This is a genomic window from Streptomyces sp. NPDC090798 (assembly GCF_044768965.1).
Taxonomy (GTDB): domain Bacteria; phylum Actinomycetota; class Actinomycetes; order Streptomycetales; family Streptomycetaceae; genus Streptomyces.
Map to the genome: position 1 here is coordinate 26,179 of NZ_JBIVXA010000013.1, position 26,547 is coordinate 52,725.

25 protein-coding genes are annotated in these 26,547 nt (G+C 71.3%); 12 read left to right on the forward strand and 13 right to left on the reverse strand.

Features of this window, described 5'->3' with window-relative positions; all coding sequences use genetic code 11:
• Positions 1–108 precede the first annotated feature (108 nt).
• Entirely contained in the window at positions 109–3,984 is a 3,876-nt protein-coding gene (gene fxsT, locus ACIQTP_RS27115) for an FxSxx-COOH system tetratricopeptide repeat protein (RefSeq protein ID WP_403404207.1), read from the forward strand.
• Between the two features lie 10 nt (positions 3,985–3,994).
• Here fxsT and ACIQTP_RS27120 read toward each other — a convergent pair whose 3' ends face one another.
• From ACIQTP_RS27120 to ACIQTP_RS27135, 4 genes are all read right to left on the reverse strand, one after another.
• Positions 3,995–5,809, reverse strand: a complete 1,815-nt coding sequence (locus tag ACIQTP_RS27120; RefSeq protein ID WP_403404210.1) for an HEXXH motif domain-containing protein — start codon at positions 5,807–5,809, stop codon at positions 3,995–3,997.
• 17 nt (positions 5,810–5,826) lie between these two features.
• Positions 5,827–5,997, reverse strand: a complete 171-nt coding sequence (locus ACIQTP_RS27125) for a hypothetical protein (RefSeq protein WP_403404212.1) — start codon at positions 5,995–5,997, stop codon at positions 5,827–5,829.
• Between the two features lie 131 nt (positions 5,998–6,128).
• Positions 6,129–7,244 carry a trypsin-like peptidase domain-containing protein gene (locus tag ACIQTP_RS27130; protein WP_403404215.1) on the reverse strand — a complete coding sequence of 372 codons (1,116 nt, stop codon included), beginning with the start codon at positions 7,242–7,244 and terminating at the stop codon, positions 6,129–6,131.
• 3 nt (positions 7,245–7,247) lie between these two features.
• Positions 7,248–7,550, reverse strand: a complete 303-nt coding sequence (locus tag ACIQTP_RS27135; protein WP_054232450.1) for a trypco2 family protein — start codon at positions 7,548–7,550, stop codon at positions 7,248–7,250.
• Positions 7,551–7,731: 181 nt separating this feature from the next.
• Between ACIQTP_RS27135 and ACIQTP_RS27140 the strand changes: the two genes are divergently transcribed.
• Positions 7,732–7,902, forward strand: coding sequence for a hypothetical protein (locus ACIQTP_RS27140; RefSeq protein ID WP_402044824.1), 171 nt, complete (start codon positions 7,732–7,734; stop codon positions 7,900–7,902).
• Between the two features lie 11 nt (positions 7,903–7,913).
• A complete protein-coding gene (locus ACIQTP_RS27145; RefSeq protein ID WP_403404219.1) occupies positions 7,914–9,665 on the forward strand; it encodes an HEXXH motif domain-containing protein in 1,752 nt (583 codons plus the stop codon).
• A gap of 13 nt (positions 9,666–9,678) precedes the next feature.
• On the opposite strand, the gene ACIQTP_RS27150 is transcribed toward ACIQTP_RS27145, so the two are convergent.
• On the reverse strand, positions 9,679–10,662 hold the full coding sequence (locus ACIQTP_RS27150) for an aminoglycoside phosphotransferase family protein (RefSeq protein WP_403404221.1): 984 nt from the start codon (positions 10,660–10,662) through the stop codon (positions 9,679–9,681).
• Here ACIQTP_RS27150 and ACIQTP_RS27155 point away from each other — a divergent pair.
• The 3 genes from ACIQTP_RS27155 to ACIQTP_RS27165 are packed head-to-tail and all read left to right on the forward strand — an operon-like array spanning position 10,661 to position 13,286.
• Complete coding sequence (locus ACIQTP_RS27155; protein WP_403404224.1) at positions 10,661–11,314, forward strand: rhomboid-like protein; 654 nt, start codon at positions 10,661–10,663, stop codon at positions 11,312–11,314. The genes ACIQTP_RS27150 and ACIQTP_RS27155 overlap by 2 nt on opposite strands.
• A gap of 10 nt (positions 11,315–11,324) precedes the next feature.
• On the forward strand, positions 11,325–12,734 hold the full coding sequence (locus tag ACIQTP_RS27160; protein ID WP_403404227.1) for an NAD(P)/FAD-dependent oxidoreductase: 1,410 nt from the start codon (positions 11,325–11,327) through the stop codon (positions 12,732–12,734).
• Positions 12,735–12,794: 60 nt separating this feature from the next.
• Positions 12,795–13,286 (forward strand): GNAT family N-acetyltransferase, encoded by a 492-nt coding sequence (locus tag ACIQTP_RS27165; RefSeq protein ID WP_403404230.1) that lies wholly within the window; start codon positions 12,795–12,797, stop codon positions 13,284–13,286.
• Here the strand turns inward: ACIQTP_RS27165 and ACIQTP_RS27170 are convergent.
• Entirely contained in the window at positions 13,275–14,783 is a 1,509-nt protein-coding gene (locus ACIQTP_RS27170; protein WP_403404233.1) for an MFS transporter, read from the reverse strand. The two genes, ACIQTP_RS27165 and ACIQTP_RS27170, sit on opposite strands and share 12 nt — an antisense overlap.
• A gap of 57 nt (positions 14,784–14,840) precedes the next feature.
• The gene (locus ACIQTP_RS27175) at positions 14,841–15,821 is read right to left on the reverse strand and encodes a zinc-binding dehydrogenase (protein WP_403404236.1); all 981 of its coding nucleotides are present in this window, start codon (positions 15,819–15,821) and stop codon (positions 14,841–14,843) included.
• Between the two features lie 161 nt (positions 15,822–15,982).
• Between ACIQTP_RS27175 and ACIQTP_RS27180 the strand changes: the two genes are divergently transcribed.
• Positions 15,983–16,684, forward strand: a complete 702-nt coding sequence (locus ACIQTP_RS27180) for a pentapeptide repeat-containing protein (protein ID WP_403404239.1) — start codon at positions 15,983–15,985, stop codon at positions 16,682–16,684.
• 33 nt (positions 16,685–16,717) lie between these two features.
• Here the strand turns inward: ACIQTP_RS27180 and ACIQTP_RS27185 are convergent, their stop codons facing one another.
• The gene (locus ACIQTP_RS27185; RefSeq protein ID WP_403404242.1) at positions 16,718–17,218 is read right to left on the reverse strand and encodes a hypothetical protein; all 501 of its coding nucleotides are present in this window, start codon (positions 17,216–17,218) and stop codon (positions 16,718–16,720) included.
• 116 nt (positions 17,219–17,334) lie between these two features.
• Between ACIQTP_RS27185 and ACIQTP_RS27190 the strand changes: the two genes are divergently transcribed.
• Entirely contained in the window at positions 17,335–18,756 is a 1,422-nt protein-coding gene (locus ACIQTP_RS27190) for a M1 family metallopeptidase (RefSeq protein WP_403404245.1), read from the forward strand.
• A 1-nt stretch (position 18,757) separates the two neighbouring features.
• Here the strand turns inward: ACIQTP_RS27190 and ACIQTP_RS27195 are convergent, their stop codons facing one another.
• The 4 genes from ACIQTP_RS27195 to ACIQTP_RS27210 form a co-directional block, all read right to left on the reverse strand.
• The gene (locus ACIQTP_RS27195) at positions 18,758–19,276 is read right to left on the reverse strand and encodes a GNAT family N-acetyltransferase (protein WP_403404248.1); all 519 of its coding nucleotides are present in this window, start codon (positions 19,274–19,276) and stop codon (positions 18,758–18,760) included.
• Between the two features lie 127 nt (positions 19,277–19,403).
• Positions 19,404–20,225, reverse strand: a complete 822-nt coding sequence (locus ACIQTP_RS27200; protein ID WP_403404250.1) for an SgcJ/EcaC family oxidoreductase — start codon at positions 20,223–20,225, stop codon at positions 19,404–19,406.
• A gap of 4 nt (positions 20,226–20,229) precedes the next feature.
• The gene (locus ACIQTP_RS27205; protein ID WP_403404253.1) at positions 20,230–20,865 is read right to left on the reverse strand and encodes a hypothetical protein; all 636 of its coding nucleotides are present in this window, start codon (positions 20,863–20,865) and stop codon (positions 20,230–20,232) included.
• 219 nt (positions 20,866–21,084) lie between these two features.
• A complete protein-coding gene (locus ACIQTP_RS27210; protein WP_101404331.1) occupies positions 21,085–21,660 on the reverse strand; it encodes a TerD family protein in 576 nt (191 codons plus the stop codon).
• Between the two features lie 204 nt (positions 21,661–21,864).
• Between ACIQTP_RS27210 and arfB the strand changes: the two genes are divergently transcribed.
• The 3 genes from arfB to ACIQTP_RS27225 all read left to right on the forward strand — a co-directional run bounded on the left by arfB (position 21,865) and on the right by ACIQTP_RS27225 (position 23,737).
• On the forward strand, positions 21,865–22,293 hold the full coding sequence (gene arfB / locus ACIQTP_RS27215; protein ID WP_402044785.1) for an alternative ribosome rescue aminoacyl-tRNA hydrolase ArfB: 429 nt from the start codon (positions 21,865–21,867) through the stop codon (positions 22,291–22,293).
• Positions 22,294–22,390: 97 nt separating this feature from the next.
• Positions 22,391–22,678, forward strand: coding sequence for a hypothetical protein (locus tag ACIQTP_RS27220; RefSeq protein ID WP_067371743.1), 288 nt, complete (start codon positions 22,391–22,393; stop codon positions 22,676–22,678).
• An 84-nt stretch (positions 22,679–22,762) separates the two neighbouring features.
• Positions 22,763–23,737 carry a sigma-70 family RNA polymerase sigma factor gene (locus tag ACIQTP_RS27225; RefSeq protein ID WP_403404257.1) on the forward strand — a complete coding sequence of 325 codons (975 nt, stop codon included), beginning with the start codon at positions 22,763–22,765 and terminating at the stop codon, positions 23,735–23,737.
• Between the two features lie 31 nt (positions 23,738–23,768).
• Here ACIQTP_RS27225 and ACIQTP_RS27230 read toward each other — a convergent pair whose 3' ends face one another.
• Positions 23,769–24,278, reverse strand: a complete 510-nt coding sequence (locus tag ACIQTP_RS27230) for a flavin reductase family protein (RefSeq protein WP_403404260.1) — start codon at positions 24,276–24,278, stop codon at positions 23,769–23,771.
• A 430-nt stretch (positions 24,279–24,708) separates the two neighbouring features.
• Here ACIQTP_RS27230 and cdgB point away from each other — a divergent pair, with 430 nt between their 5' ends.
• Positions 24,709–26,439, forward strand: coding sequence for a diguanylate cyclase CdgB (gene cdgB / locus ACIQTP_RS27235; protein WP_402044777.1), 1,731 nt, complete (start codon positions 24,709–24,711; stop codon positions 26,437–26,439).
• Positions 26,440–26,547: the final 108 nt, after the last annotated feature.

Here is a 26,547-nt window from a genome sequence, read left to right on the forward strand (position 1 = left end):
GACGCTCTGAGGGCGCTTATGCAGTGTGACGACGGTCCACGACCACCATCCGCATCGGTATCGGCATCGGTGTCTGACGATGCGTCACTAGGCGTGGTGTCGCACGCCTTGCGTGGTCTCGGACGGGCGTCTTCCGCGGACCGTCCGGACGTACTGCTCGTGGTCGACGACTACGTGACCATGCGGGTCTGGGACGAGACGGTCGCCCGACTGGCCGACGAACTCGCCCGCCAGGAGGCGCTGGGCCCGATCATCCGCTTACGGCTGCTGAGTTCGGACGACACCGAACCGGGCCGGATCCGGCTGGAGCACCTGCCCCCGCCCGTGGGTGAACACCGGGTGGTGCTGGTGCTGACCGACGGACTGGCCGCGGGCTGGCGTTCGGACGCGGTGCTGCCGCTGCTGCGCGAACTGGGCCGCTCCGAGCCCCTCGCGGTCCTGCACCTGCTGCCCCAACGGCTGTGGTTCCGTACCGGCTTGGACGTCTACCGCATGCGCCTGGGCTCCGGGCGCCCCTGGGCGCCCAACGACTCCCTGGGCTGGGAGCTGCGCACCTCACCCCTCGAACCGGTGGACGACGACTCGGCGGCACGGGCCGGCGTGGTGCCCGTCCCGGTCCTGGAGCGGACCGGTCACTCCCTCACCTGCTGGGTCGACCTGGTGACGGGCAGGGCCTCCCAGGGCGTGGAGATGTCGGGCGTGCGGGCCCGCGACTGGAAGCGGCGGCCGGACGCCGCGCGTGCCGTGCCCTGGGTCGACGACGTGCCCGACCCCGCCAGCGCCGTACCCCCGTGGGAGCGTGTCTCGGAGTTCCGGGCCGCCGCCTCGCCCACCGCGTTCGCGCTGGCCACCCGCCTCGCGGCGGCTCCTCTGACGCTGCCCCTCATGAGCGCCCTGACGGCCTCGGTGCCGGGTGCCGGACCCGCCCACCTCACCGAGCTGCTGATGAGTGGTCTGGTGCGGCCCGCGGGCGCGGAGGCCGAACGCGCGGCCGACGTGGTCTTCGCCTTCGGCCCGAACATCCGCCAGGAGTTATTGGCGCTGGCCCGCCGCCGGGACACCATCCGCGTGCTGCACGACGTACGGGTGCTGATGGCGCTCCCGGAGGGCTCCGACCCGCTCCTGCCCGCCGCGGACGAACTCCTCGAGGCCACCGTCGTCCCGCCCGTGACCCCGCGGAACGTGGCGTTCCTGCGCATCGAACTGGCGGCGCTGCGCGCCCTGTCCGGACGCTTCCTGCCGCAGGCCGAGCGTCTTGCCCGGGCACTGCGCGCGTACGACCTGCAGAACACGGTCAACCTGGGCAAGGACGCACGTACCCACACGCGGCACCAGGACCCTGCCACCCGGGCCCACCGGGATGCCGCACACGCCCCGAGGGGGCCCGAGACAACTTCAGAAGGAGCCACGACCATGGCGACCACGCAGCAGCCCGCGGTGGAGAGCGCGCGCTCGGCGCAGCCGCGCATCTGGGGGAACATCCCCCCGCGCAATCCGAACTTCACCGGCCGCGTGGACCTTCTGGAACGACTGCGAGAGCGCCTTCAGGAAGGCACGACCACCGTGCTGCCCGAGGCCATTCACGGCATGGGCGGTGTCGGCAAGACCCAGATGGCGATCGAGTACGCCTACCGGCATCAGTCGGAGTACGACGTCGTCTGGTGGATCCCCGCCGAGCGCCCCGGCCAGATCGGCCAGGCGCTGGTGGAACTCGCCCAGCGGCTCGGTCTGGGCACCAGCGCCGAGGCCAACATCGCCGGACCCGCGGTGCGCGAGGCGCTGCGCGAGGGACGGCCGTACTCCCGCTGGCTGCTGATCTTCGACAACGCCGACAGTCCCGAACGCGTGCGCGACTACTTCCCCACCGGCGGCAGCGGCACCATCCTCGTCACCTCCCGCAACCGGCGCTGGAGCGTCGTGGGTCCCTCCCTGGAGGTCGACGTCTTCACCCGGGAGGAGAGCAAGGAGCTGCTGCGGCGTTCGGGTTCCCCCGGGGACCTCGACGACACCGAGGCGGACCGCCTCGCCAATGCCCTCGGTGACCTCCCGCTCGCGCTGGAACAGGCCGCCGCCTGGCGCGCGGAGACGGGAATGCCGGTGTCGGAGTACCTGCGCCTGTTCGAGGACAAGCGCAGTGAACTCCTCGAGGTGTCACCGCCGCCGGACTACCAGCTTCCGGTCGCTGCCGCGTGGAACGTCTCTCTGGACCACTTGGAGACGCGCAGCCTCGCCGCGCTGCGTCTGCTCCAGCTCTGCTCGTACTTCGCGCCGGACCCCATCTCCCGTTCGATCTTCTCCGGCCTCGGCGGTTCCAGCATCGACCCCGAACTCGACCGGGCCCTCAACGACCCGATGCGGCTCGCCCGCGCCATTCGGGAGATCAACCGCTACTCCCTCGCCCGCATCGACCACCGCACCAACTCGATCGAGATGCACCGCCTGGTGCAGGCCGTGCTGATCAACCGCATGACCCCCGAGGAACAGAACCGCATGCGCAATGGGGCCCACACCCTTCTGGCCGCCTCCGACCCCAAGGGACCCAACCAGTCGGCCAACTGGCCGCGCTACGCCGAGCTCTACGGCCATGTCATCGCGTCGGGCGCCGTCGAGTCCGACCAGCCGTGGGTCCGCGAGCTCGTGATGAACGTCGCCAAGTACCTCTGGTACTGGGGGGATCACAAGGTCGCCCGTGAGTTCTCGGAGCAGGCCTGGGAGGTGTGGCGGCGGCTGTTCGGGGAGGAGGACCAGCAGACGCTTCTGATGGGTTGGTGGCTGGGCTTCCTGTACCTGATGGTGGGGCGCTACGACGACGCCTCCCGGCTCGTGGCCCAGCTCAGGGACGTCTACGACCGCACCGCGCCCGCCAACCAGGAGGACACACGCGAGGACGCCCTGGTGGCGCTGAACCTCGAAGCCGCGGTACGCCGCCACCAGGGGGACTTCGGTGCCGGTGCCGAACTGGACGAGATGGCCTATGAGCGGGCTCGGCGCGCCTTCGGCGAGGACGACCCCACCACGCTGGTCACCGCTCACAACCTCGGGGTGAGCCTCCGGCTGGTCGGCGAGTTCCAGCGCGCGCTGGAACTGGACCGGCACACGCACGCGATGAAGACACGGCTGTTCGGCCGCGATCACCAGCAGGCACTGGTGACCGAGGCGAGTGTCGCCGTCGACGTGCGCGAGACGGGTGACTACGTCGGCGCGCGGTCGCTGCAGCAGGCGGTCGTCGACGGCTACCGGGCGGCCTTCGGAGCCGGTAACCCCACGACCCTGCGGACCGTGCGGCAACTGAGCGAGGCGTGCCGCAAGGAGGGCGACCACACCACCGCGCTGGAACTGGCACGCGACACGTTCGACCAGTTCACCCGCCGTTACGGCGACACGCACCCGGAGTCCCTGACCGCCGCGCTCGCCCTGTCGGTGGCGTTGCGGCAGAACGGCCAGCTGGAGGCCGCCCGGGAACGCGGCGAGAAGGCCGGCGAACGCTTCCGAACGATCTACCAGCACGACCACCCCCACGTCCTGGCGGCCGACGTGGACCTGGCGGTGACGCTGCGGCTGCTGGGCCGGGCGCAGGAGGCCAGGCAACTCGACGAGGCGGCGCTGGAGTCACTGACCGGCCGCCTCGGCGAGAGCCATCCGATCGCGCTGGCCTGTGCCATCAACCTGGCGAGCGATCTGAGTGCGCTGGGGCGGGTGGAGGAAGCCCGCGAACTCGGCGAGAAGACCGTGGCGCTGTGCCGGGTGCGGCTGGGTGAGGACCACCCGACCACGTTGGTGGGTGCGGCGAACCTCTCCCTGGACCTGGTCTCCCTCGGGGAGGAGGCGGCGGGCGAGGCGCTGCGCGCGGACACCCTGGCCCGTATGGAGAGGGTCCTGGACGGGCCGCGCCTCCGGTCTGCCGAGTCCGCTCCCCACCCGGCGACCGTGCAGGCCCGGGCCAGGAAGCGGACCGACTGCGACATCGACCCGATGCCGATGTGATCCGTCCGGGTCAGACCGGGGGCGAGCCGAGCCAGGTGGCGAGGCGGATCGGGTCCGGTGGAGTGTCCGTGACCTGCCGCAGGGAGCGGTGCACCGCTCGCGCCCGTTCGGGGTGGCGGCACAGCAGGTGGGCCGCCGTCGGCTCGGTGTCCGCCAGGGCGAGGGCAGAGCCGAGGCCGGCCCAGGCTCCGGCCCGGTCGGGCTCCGCGGCCAGGTCCGCCAGGTAGGCGTGCCGGGCCGCCGTGGCGTCGCCCGCGGCCAGGAGGGCGTCGCCGGTCAGCGCTCCGGTGACGCGGGCCGCCGCCTTCTCGGGCCAGTCGGGCGGGGGCCGGTCGTCGTCCGTGTCGCTGAGGCGGTAGCGGACGAGCATCGCCAGGCTGTCCAGCCAGCGCGCCGCGGGATCGGGCACGACCTCGGGCTCGGCCGCCAGGGCACCGGGCGGCCCGCTCGCCCCGTCCAGCCAGGCGCGTACGGCCGCGTCGACCGCCGGCGTGGCGGGCCGCAGGTGGTGTGCCCGCCAGCGCGCGACGTGGTCGTCGGTGCACAACCGGGCCAGGGCCCGTTGCTCCTCGGGAACCGGCTCCGTCAGCCACCGCGCGCAGTGGTCGCGCAGTGTGTCCAGCAGGGCCGTGCCGAGCGGTGTGAAGCGCGGATGCCGGTGGACCTGCTCCATCGCCGTCGCCACATGGGTGCGCCACAGCGCGAACTCGAACTGCGCCATGGCGGTTTGCGCGGCTGCGGCCGTGCGGTGCGCGCGCCAGAAGCGGGTGATCCCCACAAACGCGTAAATGCCCTGCAGCAGCCCCTCAAGAGGCCGGGGATCGTCCCGCCAAGGCGCGTACCACAGCTCACTGCCGCCGTCGGAGCCGTCCGTCAGCAGTGGCGTCAGATGGAGCAGTCCGCCCAGTTTGGTGTGCTGGAACTCGTGCACGAGGGTGACGGCCAGTTCGATGGCGTCGTCCGGTTCCGAGGCCTCGATGCCCCCGAAGGCTTCCCCAGCTGTGACACTGCGTGGCCGAAACCTTTCCCTGGCCGCTGTCGGTGTCAGCGAGAACACGCTCCGCCGCATGGCCTCCGCCGTGCCGGTCTGCTCTCCCAGCAACACCGCCCAAGCCCGCTCCAGCAGTTGCCGCCAGTGCGCGGCGGCCTCCTCGGACAGGGGACGCGGCTCGGTCGGCTGCGGATACGTCCGGTACGGATCCACGTCGTCCAGTGCGATCTCGAGCCGCCGGCCTGCCGGGCCGACCGTCAGCCGGCGCACCGGATGCCACCCCGCTCCCGCCGAACCGAACGGGAGCGGTATCACGACCCTGGCCCCGGACGCTTCCACCACGGCGCGTCCGGCCTCGGCCCGCACCGTGGCCGTCGTCCATGGCTCGGTCGTGGGCAGCACCGCACAGCCCAGGGTCGGCAGGGGCACCCGGCCGTGCCGAACCGGCACCTCGATGCCGAAGTCCAGCTCCGCGCGTAGCGCTGCCGCCGCAGCGAGCGCCGAGAAGTGGCCGAGCACCACCCAGGGCGGCGGCTCCGCCGCGGATGCCGTCCCGCGCAGCCGGTGCAGCGCGGTGGCCAGCCACATGCCCGTCTGCGGATACATGAGCAGGTCGTCGACAAGGGCGGGCGCGCGTTGCTGGGCCTGGCTGAGGAGGTCCCACGCGGGGCCGAGTTCCGTGGCGTCGTCGAGCATCCTCAGCAGCAGCAGACGACGGCTGCGTTCGGCCCCGAGCAAAGAGGTGAGGGTGTCCGGGCCGCCCTCACCACGGACCAGTTCGGCCAGGCTGTCGGGCGGCAGGCGATGGTGCGGCAGGGACGGCTCAGCACTCACGAGCGGCCCCGGCGGTGTCAGTCGAAACGCTCGGCGCCGCCGTCGATTCCGCTGACGCTGGCCATCTGGTGGTCGATTCTTCGCTGCAGTTCGTCCAGCGACGCGGCGAGGACCCGGCGGTCAATGGAGCGCAGTGTTTCAAGAGATACCCCCGCGAGATCGACCAGGCTGGACTCGACGGCGGCCACAGACGGCTCCATGACGGCCAAACCCCTTCCCCCCGGCTGCATTTGTGGATGCGGGCTGCTCACATCCTCCTGATAATGGCCCGCCGTGCCGAGGATGAAACCCCGCACCCGCGGGGCGGCGCGATATCAGGTCAGCGGCTCTCACCGGCTCGACGGTGGCGCCGGGACAACTCCACCGCCTCTTCGTCCATGCGGGCCACCCCGGCGGAGTCGCCCTCCATCAACCGTATCGCCTCGAGGAGTTGGTCCAAGGTCCCCGGGTAGCGAAGACAGGTCCGCAGGATTCCGAACACGTCCGGTCTCAGCGCCGGTGCCCTCGGACTCATGGCCGCGACGGCCGGGTTGATGCTGCCCAGGACCAGGGCCAGGGTGGTGCGGTCGCTCACCGTGGGCAGTGCCGTCAACGCACCTACCAGGCCGTCGAGTTCGCGCAGCGGCAGGTCGTCGCGCAGGCCGGCCAGGGTGACCGGGCCCGCGGCGGCTTTGCGTGCGGACGGGATGCGGGGCAGCTCGGGCGCCGACGCGGGCAGGCCGGCGCACTCGTGCAGCAGGGCCAGTTCGGACCTGGTCAACAGCTCGTACCAGCGGTCCACGCGGACGGCGGCGAGGCGGCCGAGACCGTCCGTGCGGTGGTGCGCGCTGACCAGGCCCACGATCGCGTCGTCGTGCCAGACCGCCGCGCCCGACATGCCCTCCCAGGGCGACCGGTCCGGCTCGGCGTCCGACTCGGGCGGGGTGACGGCGAGTTCCAGCGTGCCCTCGCGGCGGTTGGACAGTACCGAGGTCATGCCCGTCGCGTGGCAGGAGTCGCGGTACTGGGACGCCGAGCCGTCGTCGAGCCGTCGCATCCGGTCCTCGCGCAGCTTGAACCGGGGGAAGCCCATCGCGCTGCACGGCAGGACGAGGTCCGCGTCGGGCACGGCCCCGTACGAGGGGGGTTGGGTCACGGCCGCGTGGACGCCGTGCGGCGCGGATCCGTCCAGCTCCAGGAGCGCCACGTCGGCCTTCTCCGAGGCCAGTACCACCCGGGCGGTCACGGTCCACTCGTCGGCGCGGTCGGCCTCGAACCGTACGCCGGTGGTTCCTGTGCCCGCGTCGCGGACGACGTGTGCGGCGGTGAGCACCCACCAGGGACCCACCCGGTAGCCGGAACCGCGCCGCCCGGGGCCCCGACCCGCGAGCGGTCGCACCATCACCTCCGCCACCCGGACCGGATCCAGTCCGCGGCGCGGATCCTGTGCCGCCACGGCTCAGCGCTCTCGTTCGGCCTCGGCCCCGCCCACCCACGGGGCCCGTCCGCCGCCGCTGTGGGTGCGCGGGTCGAGCGTCAGCTTCACCCGGTGCGTGACGCTGTCCGCCACCCGTCCGTCCGCGCCCGCCTCCACCACCCAGAAGCGGATCTTGCCGCCCGCCGTCGCCGACCGCTCCACGACCACGGCCGCCTCCAGCTCCACCGGACCCACCTCGAAGTACAGATCCTCCCCCTCCGCGGCCGTCCGGGCCGCGGTCAGTTCCCTGCGCAACTCCTCGATCAGTTCAGCGAGTTCAATCACACCCGGTCCCTACCCGCACCGCCCTCGCGTCACTCGATCCGGGCCGATTCCGCGCTGTGGCCCTGTGTGACGGCTTTGATGCAATAGGGTCACCCCAAGTAGCCTGAAATCCCTGGAAACGCCGTATTCAGTGATATATAAGGCATTGATCGCATCACCTCACTGTCACAGGGGCGCCGCCATGGAGAAGTCCGGAGTCGAGTCCGAGCTGATCGACCTCAGCGACGTTCCGCTGGACGCGTGGCCCCGTCTGGACCTGCCGGCCGCACAGGCCTCCATGCGACGGCTGCTCAGCCGTGTGGACGACCCCGCGAGCAGCCTCGGCGGCTACAACCCGCAGCGCGACGCGTAGCGGCGCGAGAGGTGCACCAGACGGCCCGGTCCCACGCCCTGCCCCATGCCCTGCCCCACGTCCTGCCGTCGCATTCGTTCGACGAACTGCTGGGCGGCGGGGGCGGTCCCGCGACGGTGGACCGTCTGCGTGTGAGCGAGCGGAGCTGGCGGCTGCTCGTCGTCCGGGCCTTGCTGGACTCGGCCGTGACGGCACCGGCCGGCCCGCTGCCCCCCTTGGCGGACGGCTGGAAGTTGCTGTCGCGCGCCTGGGCCGTGTCCAAGGAGGCGGTGGAGGACCTGCTGGCGTATCCGGCCGTGGGCGTGTGGGCGGCGCACACGCTGCGCCGGCTGCGCGGGACGGCCCAGGACGACGCACCCCTCTGGGCGGACACCGGGCACCTCCACGCGATCGCCGCCGCTGCGGCCGTCCGCGTCGGCCTGGAGTTCCGTACCGACGTCCCGGTCCGCCACGGCTGGGTGGTCCTGCCCGCGCTCGGGGCGATGCGGGTGCCCGGCCGGGCGGACTGGGACGTGACCGAGGTCCGCGCCTCCGCGGGATCCGTGCTGATCGCCGGGCGCCCACTCGGGGGACCGGACTGGCATGCCCCGACCGAGCTGCGCGCCGACGGCTGCACCCTGGTCCTGGACGACACCGACCCCTACCGCGACCTGCGCAGACCGGCCGGGGTGGAACCGATCGACTCCGCCGCCGAGTGGCAGGAACTGTTCGGCCCCGCCTGGGACATCCTGCGGCGTACCGACACCGAGGTGGCCGAGGCGCTGGCGGGCGGGCTGGTGTCGGTGGTGCCCCGTCCGCGCGCCGAGAGGTTCCGGCCGCACAGCGCGTCCTCCGGTGATGCCTTCGGCACCGCCCTGGCGTCGGCCCCGGACGACGCCGAGCAGTTCGCCTCGACGCTGGTGCACGAGTTCCAGCACAACAAGCTCAGCGCGTTCATGCACCTGTTCACCCTGTTCGACGACCAGGACACCCGGCTCCACTACGCCCCCTGGCGCGACGACCCCCGCCCCCTGGGTGGCCTCCTCCAGGGCGTGTACGCCTTCTTCGGCGTCACCGCGTTCTGGCGGCGGCGCGGCCACGCCCTCGGGCAGTTCGAGTTCGCACTGTGGCGGAGCCAGACCGCGTACGCGCTGCACGCCGTCGGTTCGGCGGACGGCCTCAACGATCTGGGGCGGCGGCTGGTGGCCGAGCTGACGCGGCGCATCGAGCCCTGGCTGGACGAACCGGTCGACTCCCGGGCCCGGGCCGCGGCGGCCCTGGCGGTCGCCGACCACCGTGCGACCTGGCGCGCCTGCCATCTGCGGCCCGCGCCGGGGATCCTCCGCGCCCACGCGGCAGCCTGGACCGACGGAAACCCGCTGCCCAGGACGACGGACGACCCCCGGCCCGAGCCCGTGCCGGGCAGTCCGGCGCGGGGCATCGACACCCGGGCGGTGCTGCTGCGATGGCTGTTGGCGGACCCCGAGGGCTTCGCGGCGCTGCGGGACGATCCCGGCGCGGTGGTCGCCGGCGCGCGTCCCGAGGACATCGCCCTGGTGGAAGGCCGCACCGCCGAGGCCCTGACCGCGTTCCGTGCGCGCATCGGCCGCGGCGACGGCGATCCCGAGACCTGGGTGGGGCTCGGCCTGGCGGCACGGGCCGCCGGAGACCCGGCGGGAGACGCCCTGCTGGCCCGCCCGGAACTGGCGATGGCCCTGCACGGCGAACTGAACGGACAGGCCGATCCGCTGGCACTGGGACGTGCTCTCGCCGACCGGGCCTGAGCCGAAGGAGGGCCTAGGCTCCGCGCGTCGGCTGTGGAGCGCCCCGCAGCCGGCGCGCGATCTCCAGCTGGACCGCCTCCAGCGGGCGGCCGTCCTCGATTTCCCACAGAGTGTTCTGTAGGACACGACCGAGGGTCCAGGCACGGGCCCGCTCGCGATCCAGGCCCATGACGTCGGTCATCGCGTCGAAGCGCCAGCGGATCTCTGCGGGCTCGAAGCGGTTGCCGAGCGCCGGGCAGAGGTCGAAGCCGGGGTCGCCCGCGAGCGGCTTGGGGTCAATGGCGACCCAGGGCCCGCGGCCGACGGAGCGGGCGTCCCCGTCCTGGAGGCCGTCGGGGGCCTGGAGGTCCTGGAGGACGTTGTCGTAATGGAGGTCCCAGTGGAGGAGACGGTCACCCGGTTCGGTCGCCACCTCGCGCACCGCCGCCGCGCAGTCCTCGACGAGACGACGCTCCGCCGGGTCCACGATCAGCTTCAGGGCCCCCGGCACCCGCTCCAGCATGGCCTCCGCGATGTCACCGAGCCGCCGCATCCCCTTCGGCGCCGGCGCGGCCGTCAGCCGGGCCAGCAGCCGTGCGACGACCAGGGCGGCCTCGCGTGTGTCGGGGAGGTGCGCCAACGAGCCAGTCTGGTCGAGTCGTTCGAGCAGCAGGGTGCAGGTGGCCTCGTCGTGGGCGAGGAGGCGTACGGCCGCGCCGCCGTCCCAGACACGCAGGGCCGCCGGCTCACCCGCGCTCTCCTCGTCCGGGAGCTGGAGCTTGAGCACGGCCGGGGTGCCGTCGGCCCGCAGTACCGGCAGGACCAGCGCCGTGACACCGTGCATGGAGGGGCCATCGAGGCGCAGCTCCCAGCGCTCCAGGAAGTGCGCGGCGCGCTCGGGCAGCCCGGCGACGAAGGCGCGCCCCGCCGCTCCGTTGTACTTGGCCTGCGAGGCGGCCAGGCCCACCGGCACGTCGATCACGGGGCCGAGCCTACGTGCGGTGGTGAAGCGGCTCATGCGAATTAACGGGGTCCTGCGCCGCGCCGGGAGCTACATGCGCAGTGCCCCCGGTACCTACGTGTGGCTGGCGATCCTCTTCGTCACGACCGTGGCTCTGCACCACATGTCTCCGGATTTCGAAGAGGACTTCCTGCGTCAGCGGTCCACCAACATCCACGAGCTGTCGGACAACCCCGTGCGGGTGCTGATCACCAGTGCGATGTGGATCGACGGCGGTTTCTGGCTGCCGTACGCCGTCCTCTTCACCGTTTTCCACGCCCAGGCGGAGCGCTGGCTGGGCACCCTGCGCTGGCTGGCGGTCGCGGTGGCCGCGCACGTCATGGCGACGCTGATCAGCGAGGGGGCGCTGCTGGGCGCGATCCGGCGCGGGGCGGCGCCGCACTCGGCGGTCGACACCCTGGACATCGGGGTGAGCTACGCGCTGGCGGGCGCCATGGGGGTCCTCACGTACCGGGTCGCGGCGCCGTGGCGGTACCTCTATCTGACGGTGATCCTCGTCGTCTACGGCCTGCCGCTGCTCACCGGCCGCACCTTCACCGATTTCGGGCATTTCATATCGATCCTGATAGGTCTCTGCTGCTATCCGCTGGTCAGAGGCCGCGGAAAAGCATGGAATCCGAAGGAGACAGTGGCCACCCTCAGGGGTTAACGTCCCGCCCATGAGCAGCAGCACAGGAAGCGGCGCGGTCAACGGCGGCATCTCCTTCTGGTACGCGGACGACGGTCTGCCCGAGCCCCGTGAGCCTCTGGCGGGTGACGCGACCGCCGACGTCGTGATCGTCGGCGGCGGCTACACGGGTCTGTGGACCGCGTACTACCTCAAGAAGTCGGCCCCCTTCCTGCGTGTCACCGTCCTGGAGCAGAAGTTCTGCGGCTACGGCGCCTCCGGGCGCAACGGCGGCTGGCTCTACAACGGCATCGCGGGCCGCGACCGGTACGCCAAGCTGCACGGCCACGAGGCGGCGGTCCGCCTTCAGAAGGCGATGAACGAGACGGTCGACGAGGTCGTCCGGGTCGCCGCCGAGGAGGGCATCGAGGCGGACGTCCACCAGGGCGGTGTCCTCGAAGTGGCTTACACGCCCGCCCAGCTGGCCCGTCTGAAGGCCTTCCACGAGCACGAGCTCTCGTACGGCGAGAAGGACCGCGAGCTCTACGGTGCCCGGGAGACCGTCGAGCGCGTCCGGGTCGCGGACGCGGTCGGCTCGACCTGGACCCCGCACGGGGCGCGTCTGCACCCGGTGAAGCTCATCAAGGGGCTGGCGGCGGCCGCCGAGGCACTCGGCGTCACGATCCACGAGAAGACGCCGGTCACGGAGATCCGCCCGAAGCACGCGGTGACGCCGTACGGCACGGTCCGCGCCCCCTATGTCCTGCGCTGCACGGAGGGCTTCACGGCCTCCCTGAAGGGCCAGAAACGCACCTGGCTGCCCATGAACTCCTCCATGATCGCGACCGAGCGGCTGACCCCCGAGCAGTGGGCGACGATCGGCTGGGAGGGCCGCGAGACGCTCGGCGACATGGCGCACGCCTACATGTACGCCCAGCGCACCGCCGACGACCGCATCGCGCTCGGCGGCCGGGGCGTCCCGTACCGCTTCGGCTCGCGCACCGACAACGACGGCCGCACCCAGCGGGCGACCATCGACGCCCTCCACGAGATCCTGGTCCGCTTCTTCCCCTCCCTGGCCGGCGTACGGGTGGCGCACGCCTGGTCGGGCGTCCTAGGCGTCCCCCGTGACTGGTGCGCCACCGTCACCCTGGACCGCTCCACCGGCCTCGGCTGGGCGGGCGGCTACGTCGGATCCGGCGTCGCGACGACGAATCTCGCGGCGCGCACCCTGCGGGACCTGATCCAGCAGGACTCGGGCCAGGCGGGCCCGACCGACCTGACCGCCCTCCCGTGGGTGGACCACAAGGTCCGCAAGTGGGAGCCGGAGCCGTTTCGCTGGGTGGGCGTGCAGGGGATGTACGCCACCTACCGCACGGCCGACCGCCGGGAACTCACCACGCACAGTGCGCAGTCGTCGCGGCTCGCACGGATGGCGGACCGCGTCGCGGGCCGGCACTGATCACCGGGCGGCCTCTGTCCCTCTACGAGGGGCCCTTCACGTGTGTGTGAAACTGCGCCCATGATTCGCACCGCGACCCCCGACGACATCCCCGCCATCCACGCGATGGTCCGTGAACTCGCCGAGTACGAGAAGGTGCCGGACGAGGCGAAGGCCTCCCGGCAGCAGCTGCACGAGGCGCTGTTCGGGAAGCGGCCGGCCGCGTTCGCGCACATCGCGGAGGCGGCGGGGGAACCGGTCGGCTTCGCGCTGTGGGTCCTGAACTTCTCGACCTGGCGCGGGGTGCACGGGATCTACCTGGAGGACCTGTACGTCCGGCCCAGGGCGCGCGGCGGCGGGCACGGGAAGGCGCTGCTCACCGAGCTGGCGCGGATCTGCGCCGAGCGCGGGTACGAGCGTCTGGAGTGGTCGGTCCTGAACTGGAACCGGCCTTCCATCGAGTTCTTCGAGGCGTTGGGCGCCCGTCCGCAGGACGAGTGGACGGTGTACCGGCTGACGGACGGGGCGCTGCGGCAGCTGGGGGAGCCGGGGAAGCCGGGTTCAGGGGACTGACTCGGGCACGGGGGCCGGTGCGGCCGCCTGCGCGGGGGTCCTCGCGGTGACCATGAGGCCCGCGACCAGACCGGCCAGGAGCATGATTCCGGCGGCCCACCAGATGGCGACCGTGTAGCCGTGCACGACGCCCTCGCGGACGATCAGGGTCTTCCGGGCGGGGTTGGTGAGGTGCGCGGTGATGTAGGCCGCGCCGGTGGTGGTGGCGATGGTGTTCAGCAGGGCCGTACCGATCGAACCGCCCACCTGCTGTGAGGTGTTGACGGTCGCGGAGGTAGCGCCGGAGTCCTGCGGGGCGACCCCGGCGGTGGCGGTGGCGAAGATCGGCATGAAGATCAGGCCCATGCCGAGGCCCATCAGGATCAGACCGGGCAGCAGCCGGCCCGCGTAGTCGGCGTTGACCGTGATGTGGGTGAAGAACAGCATCCCGGAGGCCGCGAGGAGCGCTCCGGGGACCATCAGCACGCGCGGTGCCACCCGGCGCAGCAGCCGCGCCGAGATCTGCGTCGTACAGATGACGATCGCGGCCGTCATGGGCAGGAAGGCCAGGCCCGTCCACACGGGCGAGTATCCGAGGACGACCTGCAAGTAGTAGGTCATGAACAGGAAAATGCCGAACATGCCGATGACGGCGAGGGCCATCGTCAGGAAACAGCCCGCGCGCGTGCGGTCCTTGATGATGTGGAGGGGCAGCAGCGGGCTCGGGGCCCTCGTCTGCCAGTACACGAACGCGGTCAGCAGCACGATTCCGCCCGCGAGGAGGGCCAGCACCAGCGGGTCCGTCCAGCCGCGCGCCTCCGCCTCGCTGACTCCGTAGACGATCGTGACCAGTCCGCCGCAGCCGAGCAGCACACCGGGGATGTCGAGCCGGGCGCGGGCGTTGCCCGGGGGGTCGGGCAGCAGCGCGAACGCGCCGAAGACCCCGACGACGGCTATGGGGATGTTGACGTACAGGCACCAGCGCCAGTTCAGGTACTCGGTCAGCAGCCCGCCCATGATGAGCCCGATCGCCGAGCCGCTGCCCGCGAGGGCGCTGTAGACGCCGAAGGCCTTTCCGCGCTCCTTCGGGTGGGTGAAGGTGGTGGTCAGCAGGCTGAGCGCGGAGGGGGCCAGGACGGCGGCGAAGGCGCCTTGGAGGGCGCGGGCGCCGTAGAGCATGGCGGAGTTGTCGGCCGCGCCGCCGATCGCGGAGGCGGCCGCGAAGCCGATGAGGCCGCAGACGAAGGTGCGTCTGCGGCCGACGAGATCCGCGATCCGCCCGCCGAGCAGCAGGAGACCGCCGAAGGCCAACGTGTACGCGGTGATGACCCACTGCCGGTTGCCGTCGGACATGCCCAGAGCGCGCTGCGCGGAGGGAAGCGCGATGTTCACTATGGTCGCGTCGAGGACGACCATCAGTTGCGCGAGGGCGATGATCACCAGGCCCCACCAGCGGCGGGAGTCGGCGCCTTGGGAGGCTCCAGGGGCTCCGCGTTCACCTGATCGGGGGGCGCTCACTTGCCCAGAAGACCATGAATTGGTATGTATCGCATCTTTCCGGACAGTGATCCCGGTTCATGGCTCCAGAACCACCTTTCCGAGGGTGGCGCGGGTCTCCAGGGCTCGGTGGGCGGCGGCCGCGGCGGCCAGCGGGAAACGGGTCACGGCCGGGGTGAGGCGGCCCGCGGCGGCTTCGGCGAGAGCCCTCAGCTCCAGGGTGCGGACAGGGTCGGGACCGCCCGCCCCGCGCAGCATCACGGGCCCGAGGACCTGCTCGGACACGCCCTCCACGAGCAGCGGGCCGCCGCTCCGGATGCCTTCGCCCGACCAGCCGAAGACGAGGTGTCTCCCGCCGGGGCCGAGGAGGCCGACGGCGGCGCGGGCGACGTCACCGCCGACACCGTCGAAGACGACCGTGACCGGCTTCCCTCCCAGATGGGCGCGGACCCGGTCCGGCCAGTCGGCGTCCTTGTAGTCGACGGCCAGGTCGGCGCCGTTCTCGTGGACGCGGGCCACCTTCTCCGGGCCGCCCGCGAGACCGATCACGGTGGCACCCGTGTGCCGGGCGTACTGCACGAGCAGGGTGCCGATACCGCCCGCGGCGGCGGGGATCAGGGCCACGGAGCCGGGGCCCAGCTCGGCGAACCGGAGGATCCCCATCGTCGTACGGCCCGTGCCGATCATGGCGACGGCCTGGGCGAAGTCCAGGTTCCCCGGGATCTCGTGCAGGCGGTCGACGTCGGTGACGGCCAGCTCGGCGTAGCCCCCGGGGGCGAATCCGAGGTGGGCGACGACGGGCCTGCCGAGCCAGTGGCCCTCGACGCCCGCGCCGAGGGACTCGACGGTGCCGGCGACCTCACGGCCGGGGATCGTGGGCAGCGGCGTGGGGGCGGGCGCCGGGCCCCGGGCGCCCGCGCGCAGGGCGGCGTCCAGGAGGTGGACACCGGCCGCGGCCACGGCGATACGCACCTGGCCCGGGCCCGGCTCGGGATCCTCGGTCTTCTCGTAGGTGAGGTTCTCGGCCGGGCCGAAGCTGTGCAGGCGGATGGCGTGCATGACGGTCTCCCTCGCTGACGTGCTCAGGCGTGCTCGACTGCTCGGTGGTGGTGCGGCTCAGCGTTCAGCCTCAAGCGCGCTTGAGGTCAAGGCGCGGGTGCGGGGCGTGGTCACGGGCGCGGGTCGGGGGTGTTGTCAGTGGCGGAGTGCAGGATGGGGGCATGGTGCGAAAAGCGGCGGGCGGGGCGAGCGGGCGGGGCCAGGGGGCGCGGCGGCCGGAGGTGCGGCTGCCGCCGCTGGAACCCCATGACGGCTCCGAGCTGGAGCCGGACGGGGACTATGACGGGCTGGAGTTCCGGGAGGCGGACTTCGTCGGGCAGGACGGCGCGGGAGCGACCTTCATGGACTGCGCCCTGACGGGGTGCGCGCTGGACGAGACGCGACTGCACCACGCGCGGCTGCTGGACTCGGTCCTGACGGGCATACGGGGCGTGGGCACCGATCTCGCCGAGTCGACCTTGCGCGACGTCGAGTTGGTGGACGCCCGGCTGGGCGGGGTGCAGCTGCACGGGGCGGTGCTGGAGCGGGTTCTGATCCGCGGCGGCAAGATCGACTACCTGAACCTGCGCAAGGCCCGGCTCAAGGACGTCGTCTTCGAGGGATGCGTGCTGGTCGAGCCGGATTTCGGGGGCGCCCGGCTGGAGCGCGTGGAGTTCGTGGACTGCGTCCTGAAGGGGGCGGACCTCACCGCGGCCACCCTGACGGACGTGGACCTGCGCCACGCGGCGGAGCTGGACATCGCTCGGGGCGTGGACCGGCTGGCGGGGGCGGTGATCAGTCCGAGCCAGTTGCTCGACCTGGCGCCCGTGTTCGCCGCGGCACTGGGGGTGCGGGTGGACGGGGGACCGGGACCGGGAGCGTAAGGAGTCGGGGCCGAGTGGGGGGGTACGGGGGTCTCAGCCCACTCGGGGGAAGCGGGCCTGAAGGGTCCAGATCGCCGGGTTCTCGGCGAGGTCGTCGTGCAGGTCCGTGAGGTCGGCGATCAGGTCGTGCAGGAAGTCGCGGGCCTCGCGGCGGAGTGCGGAGTGGGAGAAGGTCAGCGGCTCCTCTTCGCCCGGCATCCAGTCGGCCTCGATGTCCACCCAGCCGAAGCGCCGCTCGAAGAGCATGCGGTCCGTCGACTCGGTGAAGTCGAGCTCCGCGTGCTGGGGGCGCGAGGCACGGCTGCCGCGCGGGTCCCGGTCGAGCTGCTCCACGATGTCGCACAGGGCCCACGCGAAGTCGAGCACCGGCACCCATCCCCAGGCTGTGGACAGCTCCCGGTCCGCCTTGGTGTCGGCGAGATAGACGTCACCGCAGAACAGGTCGTGCCGCAGCGCGTGGACGTCCGCGCGGCGGTAGTCGGTCTGCGGGGGGTCGGGGAAGCGGTTGGAGAGGGCGTAGCCGATGTCGAGCACGTAGGTGATGGTGTCATGGGCCTGGGGGAGGGGGTACGGCTCCGGGGACGGGGCCCCGCTCCGCAAGACGCGCGCGGCCTGGAGTGGGGTTGTCAGGGCCTCGTAGGATCGCTGGTGTGCCCCGATCTTCCATCGCCGTCCGCTTTGCCCCGGCCCCGGCCCTCGCTCTCGCGCTCACCCTCACCGCGTGCGGCGGCGGTGGTGTGCACGGCAAGCCCGGTGCCACCGGGGTCCGGGATCCGTACTTCACGAAGATGGGCAACGGTGGCTACGACGTCACGCACTACGCCCTGACCCTCTCCTACGACCCCAAGGCGCGCCATCTCGACGGCACCGCCGAGATCACCGCCCGGGCCACCCAGAACCTCAGCGCCTTCGACCTGGACCTGAAGGGCATGGACGTCGCCGCCGTCACCGTCGAGGGCAAGGAGGCCCGCTGGAACCGGGCGGGCCAGGAGCTGACCGTGCGCCCGCACAGCGACCTCGACAGGGGCGAGACGTTCCGCGCGACGGTCCGCTACTCCGGCACCCCCGAGACGCTCACCGACCCGGACGGCTCGCAGGAGGGCTGGCTGCGCACGGCCGACGGCGCCCTCGCCCTCGGTGAACCCACCGGCTCGATGGCCTGGTTCCCCGGCAACCACCACCCCTCCGACAAGGCGACGTACGACATCGCCGTCACCGTCCCGAAGGGCCTGCAGGCGGTCTCCAACGGCGAGTTGAAGAGCGAGACGACGGCGGCCGACGGCCGCAAGACCTTCACCTGGCACACCGCCGAACCCATGGCCAGCTATGTCGCCACGGTCGCGATCGGCCGGTACGTCATCACGCGCTCGACGACGAAGAACGGCCTGCCCGTGTATGTCGCGGTGGACCCGACGCAGACCGCGGCCGCGAAGAAGGTGCTGTCCGAGATCCCCGAGATCATGGACTGGGAGGCGTACAACTTCGGCCCGTACCCCTTCTCTTCGACGGGCGCGATCGTGGACCGAGGCGACGACGCGGGTTACGCCCTGGAGACCCAGACCCGCCCCGTCTTCCCCGGCGCCCCGGACACCGGCACCCTCGTCCACGAACTGGCCCACCAGTGGTACGGCGACTCCGTCACGCCCAAGTCGTGGCAGGACATGTGGCTCAACGAGGGCTTCGCCACATACGCGGAGTGGCTGTATCAGGAGGACCACGACGGCGAGAGCGCCGACGAGATCTTCAACTCCCTCTACCGGGGCGACTACTACGACACCCCCGAGAAGAACAAGGCGGTCTGGGCCTTTCCGCCCGCCAGGCCCTCCAGCGCGGCCCACATCTCCGACCCGCCCGTCTACGACCGCGGCGCGATGGTCCTGCACAAGATCCGCCGGACCGTCGGCGACGACACGTTCTACGACATCATCCAGGGCTGGGCCGCCACCCACCGCCACGCCAACGCGTCCACGGCCGACTTCACGGCGTACGTCGAGAAGAAGGCCCCGGACAAGGACTTCAGTGGCATCTGGAAGGACTGGCTGTACGGAGAGGGCAAGCCGTCCCGGGCGTGACTCAGGTCCTCCCGTTCAGCGCTTTGCGCAGCACCGCGCAGGGGCGGCCCAGTTGGCGGTCCTCGCGGTGCCCGATGGTCTCGTAGCCGAGGGCGGTCCAGAAGGCGAGGCCCCGGGGGTTGTTGTCGAGGACGGCGAGGCGGGCGGCTTCTCGGCCCGCGCGGCGGAACCGTTCCTCGACGAGCGCCACGAGCTCACGCCCGTAGCCCTTCCGCCGCTCCCTCGCGTCCACGATCAGCAGTCCGATCCACGGATCCGGATCGGTGGGGTCAGGGTGGTGCGCGAGGGTGATCGCGACCCCGACGAGCAGTTCCGCACTCCGCGCGAGCAGCACCTCGACACCCGGATGTGCCATCTCCTCGGTGAGCGCCGCCGCGACCTGCTCCGGCCGGATGTCGTGGGCGTCGGGGAAGTCCCCGCTCAGGGAGAAGAACTCGTGCTGGGAGGCGTAGAGGGAAGTGAGTTCGGTGAGGAGGGCGACGGGGATGTCGTGGCCGGGTGCGAGGGCTTCGAGAATCACGCGGTGCAGGCTAGTGCCGCGACAGGCAACGTTCGCCCCGGCGGGCAGACCTTGCCTGCCGCTGCACTGGTCACTCGGTCCCGTGCCCGGTGGTGGCCGGGCACGGGTGAGGAGGAGCGGGGGACGGTCAGGTCTTGTCAGGGGTGGACGGGGGGCGGGGGCCGCCGAAGCCGTGTTCGGAGAGGTCGAACCAGTTGCCCTCCGGGTCCATGGCCCGGTATTCGGCGAAGGGGCGGTCGGTGAAGCGTTCGGCGGGCTTGTCCGCGCCCGCTTCGACCAGGGCCGCCGAGGTGGCTTCCGTGTCGGAGATGTGGAAACCGAAGTGGTTCATGCCGAGCGGGGTGTCGCCGTCGAGGCGGTGCTTGATGAGGGCCAGGGAGAGGTGGCCGTCGGAGAGGAAGCAACTGCCGTCGGGGTCCCGGTGGAAGAGTTCCATCGAGAAGATCGACGTGTAGAAGGCGGCCAATTTCTCCGGGTCCTTGGCGACGATCGCCAGGTGGCGGAGCTTGGGACGGGCCTGTTCGGACTCGGCGGGTTGCGGCACGGCGGCTGTCTCCTTCGGGATCGCCGGGATCATGTTGTGGAACGCGGTGAGGTGCCAGTCCCCGGTGGCGGTCCGTTCCGCTATCGCCAGGGCGTGTGTCTTCGCCAGGGGCGTGTCCGCGGCGGTGAGGACCGTCGACTCGGCCTCGACCGTCGCCAGGTCGGGGCGCAGGTGACGGACGGCGACGATCCTCACGTCCAGGCGCGTCGAGGCGTACCGGGTGCGGAACAGGCGGTCGTGGCCGGCCGCGATGCCCGCCCGGCCCGGCGGCTTGTCCCCCCGCACGGTGGTGAAGTCGCAGTCCGGGGAGAAGACGGAGGCGAAGAGCGCGGCGTCGGCCGATGCCCAGGCGCGGGCCATTGTTTCCCACAGGGCGTGGATCGAGTGCGTTTCGGCGGTCGTCATGACGTCAGACACCTACCGCGGTGCTCGTACGGACGCGCAGGGGGAGTTCGGTGCAGTCGCTGTCGAGATGTTCGGCCGGGGGCGGGGCCCAGGCCGCGAGCGCGTGGTAGAACGCGTCGGCCCGGCGCTCCAGGTAGCAGATGATGTTGATCGGCCAGGCCGTCTGCCCGAAGACGTGGCGGTCCATGGGAGTGGGGCGCTCGCTGAGGACGACGGCGCGTTCCTGCGGCGGCCCTATGCGGTGCCAGTCGGGGTGCATGTGGATGGAGCCCAGCAGTTCCAGGCCCAGGGCGTCCGCTTCCTTGGAGGCCTTGAGGAGGTCCCGGGAGTCGATCCACCAGGCGCGGTGCTCGTTCTCGTAGGCCGGTCCGAAGCGGGGCACGATCGTCTCGCTGAACTCGAGGCGGGCGGCCGGGTCCGAGGTGCGTGCGTTGCGGCCGAAGGCGACGCGTTCGATGTGGAGGGTGCCCCGGCCGGCGTTGCCCAGGAGGAGGGCGAAGCAGGGGAGGGGGGTTCGGGGGGTGATGAGCTGGTACTCGGTGACCGCGGCGGTGAGGAAGTCGTCGAGTGCCTGGTTGTCCATCAGGACGGTGGGGGGAGCGCTGTCGTCCGTACAGTGCTCGTCCGATAAGTCGGACATGGAGTGGGACATGAGGTGGGGGCTCCGTTTCCCGTGGGGGGTGGGTGGGACGCCTGGGAGCCTAGAGGTGAATGCTTGAAGGTTTCAGTAACTTGTTCGGAACGTGGGGATATCCCTATGGGACAGGGAGCGAGGGTGGTGGGCTGTGGGCTGTGGGAACGCGAGGAGCCCCCGGCCCGGTGTCCCGGGTCAGGGGCTCCTTCAACCGCCTTGTACGGATCAGACGTTGACGCCGAAGTCCTGGGCGATGCCCACGAGGCCCGAGGCGTAACCCTGGCCGACCGCGCGGAACTTCCACTCCGCGCCGTTGCGGTAGAGCTCGCCGAAGACCATGGCCGTCTCGGTGGCGGCGTCCTCGCTCAGGTCGTAGCGGGCGATCTCGGTGCCGCCGGCCTGGTTGAGGATGCGGATGTAGGCGTTGCGGACCTGGCCGAAGTTCTGCGAGCGGTTCTCCGCGTCGTAGATGGAGACCGGGAAGACGATCTTGTCGACGTCGGCGGGGAGGCCCGCCAGGTTGACGTTGATCGCCTCGTCGTCGCCCGCGCCCTCGCCCGTGCGGTTGTCGCCGGTGTGGACGATGGTCTGGTCCGGGGTCTGCTTGTTGTTGAAGAAGACGAAGTGGGCGTCGGAGTAGACCTTGCCCTGGGTGTTGACCGCGATGGCCGAGGCGTCGAGGTCGAAGTCGGTGCCCGTGGTGGTGCGGACGTCCCAGCCGAGGCCCACGGTGACGGCGGTCAGGCCCGGAGCCTCCTTGGTGAGCGAGACGTTGCCACCCTTGGACAGGCTTACAGCCATTGTTGGGAGTCCCTTCCCTCGTTACGTACGTGCGCTGTGCCCGTACGTATGGGCTTCGTACGGGCACGAAGCTACAGCTACCCCTAAGAACGCCAAGAGGGGTGTCGAAGGTTCCTGCCCTCTTTACTTTCTTTACCCTCTTGGCGGACACGTGGCGGCGAAAACGGGGTGACGTGGACCGGACATCCACGCGACCATGGACCCATGTCCGGTCCTTACGTCATCCGCGGCTCCGTCTCCCTCCCCGAGGCCGAGCTCCTGTGGCGTTTTTCCCGCTCCGGCGGGCCCGGCGGACAGCACGTCAACACCAGTGACTCGCAGGTCGAGCTGAGGTTCGACCTCGCGAAGACCGAGGCGCTGCCCCCGGTCTGGAAGGAGCGCGCCCTCGTCAAGCTCGCCGGGCGGCTCGTCGACGGCGTCATCAGCGTCCGCGCGTCCGAACACCGGTCGCAGTGGCGCAACCGGGAGACCGCGGCCGTACGGCTCGCCTCCCTGCTCGCCGAGGCCACCGCGCCACCGCCCAAGCCCCGCCGGGCCACCCGCATCCCCCGGGGGATCAACGAGCGGCGGCTGCGCGAGAAGAAGCAACGCTCCGACACCAAGCGGGGCCGCTCCGGACGCGACTGGGGTTAGGCCCGAGAGTCTTCAGCGGGCGTGTCGGCCACTGCCATAGGCATGAGACGCCATGAGGCGACAGGCCTTTGTGGCGAGTTGTCGCTAATCTCATGGAATGGACGGATACGAGGACAGGGCGCACCTGGAGTGGTGGGCCAATCGATCGACCTGCCTGGCGCGGATCCCCGTCCGGCTGCGGCAGGCCGCCGTGCCCGACGCCCGTGCGTGGGACGCCGTCGTCTCCGCGCCGCTGGACAGCGGCGCGCGGGAGGACATGCAGTTCCTGATCGAGGCCAGTCCGTACTTCACCCTCCGCTTCGCGGACGATTCCGTGAACGAGGTCGAAGTGGAGCGCTCCGGGGACGGCAGCCGGCTGCGGCTGAGCGCCGTCCCCGAGACGTGACGTCACATCAGCAGGCCGCGGTCCGTCAATGCCATGACGGGCAAGTCCGTGCCGGACCGCGGCGGCGACCAGGAGATGTGACGTATGAGCGACAGCGAATTTCCCGGAGAGAACGGGAATGACGACAAGAATGCGAAGAACGCGAACGCGAAGAAGGCCGAGAACGCGAAGGACGGCGCGAACGCGAACGAATTTCTCGCCGCGCGATTCGAATCCCACCGCGCTCACCTCCGCGCCGTCGCCTATCGCATGCTCGGCTCGCTCGCGGAGGCCGACGACGCCGTCCAGGAGGCCTGGCTCAAGCTCAGCCGCGTCGACGCCGACCGGGTCGACAACCTCGGCGGCTGGCTGACGACCGTCGTCGGCCGGGTCTGTCTCGACATGCTGCGCTCCCGCCGAAGTCGTGGTGAGGAGCCGCTCGGCCCCCTGGCGGAAGGGCCCGGCGTCCGGATGCCGGAGCCGGTGCTCAGCCCCGTCTCGGGCATCGACCCCGAACAGGAGGCGCTGCTCGCCGACTCGGTGGGCCTCGCCCTGTTGGTCGTACTGGAGACGCTGACGCCCGCCGAACGGCTCGCCTTCGTGCTGCACGACCTGTTCGCGGTGCCCTTCGAGGAGATCGCGCCCCTCGTGGGCCGTACGTCGGCGGCGTCCCGTCAGCTCGCCAGCCGGGCCCGGCGCAGGGTCCAGGGCGGGGCGCCCGCGCCCGATCCCGACCTGGCGCGACAGCGGGCGGTCGTGGACGCGTTCCTCGCGGCGGCGCGGGAGGGTGACTTCGACGCGCTCGTCGCCGTGCTCGACCCGGACGTGGTGGCGCGGAGCGCGGCCGGCGTGACGGCCGGTGCGATCGCCGTGGCCTCGGGGGCGAGCGGGTACGCGCACCTGGCCCGGATCGCGCGGCCCGCCCTCGTCAACGGCGCCGCGGGTGTGGTCGTGGTCGCGGAGGGACGCCCCGTCGGTGTCCTCGCCTTCACGGTCGTGCACGACAGGATCGCCGTCATCGACATCCTCAACGACCCGGGGCGGCTGGCCGGGCTGGACGTCACCGTCCTCGACCGGTAGCCCCCGGCCCCCGGGCCCCGAAGAAAGGGCGTCAGCCCAACTGCCGGTAGCGCCCCTTGAAGTACAGCAGCGGTCCGCCGTCCCCGCTCGGTACCGAGGCGGCCAGCACCCGCCCGATGACGAGGGTGTGGTCACCGGCGGCGACCCGCTGCTCGGTGCGGCACTCCAGGGTCGCCAGGGCGCCGCCCACCAGGAGTGCCCCGGACGTCTCGCCACGGACGTACGGGATGTCCTCGAAGAGCAGGCGGTCGCTGATGCGGCCCTTCATGGCGAAGCGGCCCGCGATGTGGCGCTGGCTCTCGGAGAGTACGGAGACGGCCCACAGGGGCTGTTCGTCCAGCAGGTCGTCCATGCGGGAGCCCTCGCGCAGGCTGACCATGACGAGTGGCGGGTCCAGGGAGACGGACAGGAAGGCCGTCGCCGTCATGCCGACGTCCTCGCCGCCGGGGCCGTCCGGGTCCAGCGCGGGCTCGTGCGCGGTCACCAGGACCACACCCGCGGCCAGCCGGGACATGGCGGCACGGAACTCGTCGTTGCTCACCCCCTCAGCATGCACGGAGGGGGTGAGTGGAGCGGCAGAGGGAGTGTTCAGCACGCCGAAACGCTAGTCTCCGACCCCGGGGTGCCACATCGGGCCTCGGTCCGAGCCGGGTCCTAAGCCTGGCCCTGAGCCGGTCCTAGGTCTCGGGACGGACACAACTGCTCACAGTGTCTACACAGCGTCCAAATAAGCGTTCAGTAAACACACGGGGGAAATGCAGAAACCCCACTCAATTGCTCATCTTCTGCTGTGACTTGAGTCACAGGAGCCATATTTTGTTGACCCTGTGTACCGAGTGGGCAGCGCGCTGTGATTCAGTGGCGGGGAAGCTATGCACGAAGCTACCAAGTAGTACGCGAGAGAACCGTAAGAGAACCAGGTACGCCGAAGACAACCCTGGAGTTGCTGCGAGGTCTCGAGGGGAGGGCGAATGGAGACCGAGTCGGAGCCCTATGTCCGTCTTGCGACCCTGCGGCAGCTGCATCAGGTGATGGCGGACATGAACACCGCGCGGAGCCTGGCGGACACGCTGCAGACCGTCGCCGACGGCGTGGTCACGGGCCTCGGCTACGAGCTGGCGTGTGTCAATCTCGTACGCCCCGACGGCGACCTCGTGGTGGCCGCGCTCGCCGGCAACTCCGCCGCCGAAGCACTGATCACCGGCCGGGTCGGCTCCCGCACCTCCTGGGACCGCCGGCTGAACATGGGCGAGGCCTGGGGTGATCTGCGCTTCATTCCGCACACCGAGGGCTGGGTCCTCGACGACGACGACGTACCGCAGTGGTACACCGACGGGCCCGCGCCCCGCTTCGAGGACGAGTGGCACCCCTCCGACCGCCTCTTCGCGCCCATGTACACCCCGGGGATCTCCGGGGGCAGCACCGGTGAGCTGATCGGCGTCCTGTCCGTGGACCGGCCGCGCAACGGACGGCGCCCCGGCGCGTGGGGGCGTGAGGCGCTCCAGATGTACGCCTTCCAGGCCGCCATCGCCATTAGCAACGCGCGTCTACGAGCCAATATGCAGCGCGCCCTGGTCCGGCTCGAGCGCGAGCAGCAGGCCCTGCGCGCCAGCGAGGAGAGCTTCCGGCAGGCCTTCGAGTACGCCCCCTCCGGCATGGCCATCGCCGAGATGGGCGGCGACCAGCACGGCCGCATCCTGCGCACCAACGACGCCCTGTGCCGCCTCCTCGGCCGCCCCGCCTCCGCGATGCGCCGCTACTCCTTCTCCGACCTCGTGCACCCCGAGGACATCGGCACCCTGCTCCGGACGTCCGCCGAGGGCGGGCGCGCCGAGCTCAGACTCGGCCGCCGCGACGGCACCTACGTCTGGGTCTCACTGCGCAACTCCGTGGTCGCGGACGCCGCCGACGGCCCCCGCTTCCTGCTCACGCACGTCGAGGACATAGAGGAGCGCAAGCGCCGCGAGCTTCAGCTCGCCCACCGCGCCTCGCACGACTCGCTCACCGGCCTGCCGAACTCGGCCGAGCTGCGCTCCCGCCTGGGCTCCCGCCTCTGCCGGCGCCCCGGAGCCCTTCAGCCGGGCACGGTCGAGTCCCTGGACGCCGCGTACGGGCACGGCCCGTTCGCGGACCAGGCGGCCGAGCACAACGCCAACGCCTACGACGGCCACCTCGGCGGCGACGCGGGCACCGCGGGCAACGGGAGCGGGCACGGGTTCGACCTCGCGCCGGGCTTCGACGCGTACGACGCCTTCGACCACCATGTGCACACCATCGCGCCCGAGGGTGAGACGGACGACGGCACCAAGGGGCTCGCGGTGCTCTTCTGCGACCTCGACGGCTTCAAGTCGATCAACGACCGCTTCGGGCACAACGCGGGCGACGCGGTGCTCATCGAGGTCGCCAGACGCCTGACCAACGGTGTCCGGGACGGCGACACGGTGGCCAGGCTCGGCGGCGACGAGTTCGTGGTGCTCGCCGACGGGCTCGGCCGCGCGGACGCCGCTGACCTCGCCGTACGACTGCGGAACGCGATCATCCCGCCGATCCGTGTGGACGGCCGGGCCGTCCGGGTGGGCGCCAGTTTCGGCATCGGCTGGGCACACTGTGGCATGACGGCGGACGAGGTCTTGAAATCCGCTGACGAACGGATGTACGTCGAGAAACGGTCTCGTCCCAAACAGCATCGGCGTGCCGGATAAGTCGCCGGATAAGTCGCAGGTCACTGGGTTGATGCGAGGAAGCCCACCCGTTTGGTCCTCTGGGAGCGGGTAGGCTCGGCATTTACGCCCTTCCTTTCGTGAACCGCA

What these genes read in the sequence shown, in the direction of transcription:
- ACIQTP_RS27150 (WP_403404221.1), bottom strand. Translation starts at nt 10,662, where the DNA reads ATGAGCCGCTTCACCACCGCACGTAGGCTCGGCCCCGTGATCGACGTG.
- ACIQTP_RS27180 (WP_403404239.1), top strand. Translation starts at nt 15,983, where the DNA reads ATGGTGCGAAAAGCGGCGGGCGGGGCGAGCGGGCGGGGCCAGGGGGCG.
- ACIQTP_RS27205 (WP_403404253.1), bottom strand. Translation starts at nt 20,865, where the DNA reads ATGTCCGACTTATCGGACGAGCACTGTACGGACGACAGCGCTCCCCCC.
- ACIQTP_RS27220 (WP_067371743.1), top strand. Translation starts at nt 22,391, where the DNA reads ATGGACGGATACGAGGACAGGGCGCACCTGGAGTGGTGGGCCAATCGA.
- arfB (WP_402044785.1), top strand. Translation starts at nt 21,865, where the DNA reads ATGTCCGGTCCTTACGTCATCCGCGGCTCCGTCTCCCTCCCCGAGGCC.
- ACIQTP_RS27140 (WP_402044824.1), top strand. Translation starts at nt 7,732, where the DNA reads ATGGAGAAGTCCGGAGTCGAGTCCGAGCTGATCGACCTCAGCGACGTT.
- ACIQTP_RS27160 (WP_403404227.1), top strand. Translation starts at nt 11,325, where the DNA reads ATGAGCAGCAGCACAGGAAGCGGCGCGGTCAACGGCGGCATCTCCTTC.
- ACIQTP_RS27155 (WP_403404224.1), top strand. Translation starts at nt 10,661, where the DNA reads ATGCGAATTAACGGGGTCCTGCGCCGCGCCGGGAGCTACATGCGCAGT.
- cdgB (WP_402044777.1), top strand. Translation starts at nt 24,709, where the DNA reads ATGGAGACCGAGTCGGAGCCCTATGTCCGTCTTGCGACCCTGCGGCAG.
- ACIQTP_RS27200 (WP_403404250.1), bottom strand. Translation starts at nt 20,225, where the DNA reads ATGACGACCGCCGAAACGCACTCGATCCACGCCCTGTGGGAAACAATG.
- ACIQTP_RS27225 (WP_403404257.1), top strand. Translation starts at nt 22,763, where the DNA reads ATGAGCGACAGCGAATTTCCCGGAGAGAACGGGAATGACGACAAGAAT.
- ACIQTP_RS27210 (WP_101404331.1), bottom strand. Translation starts at nt 21,660, where the DNA reads ATGGCTGTAAGCCTGTCCAAGGGTGGCAACGTCTCGCTCACCAAGGAG.
- ACIQTP_RS27165 (WP_403404230.1), top strand. Translation starts at nt 12,795, where the DNA reads ATGATTCGCACCGCGACCCCCGACGACATCCCCGCCATCCACGCGATG.
- ACIQTP_RS27175 (WP_403404236.1), bottom strand. Translation starts at nt 15,821, where the DNA reads ATGCACGCCATCCGCCTGCACAGCTTCGGCCCGGCCGAGAACCTCACC.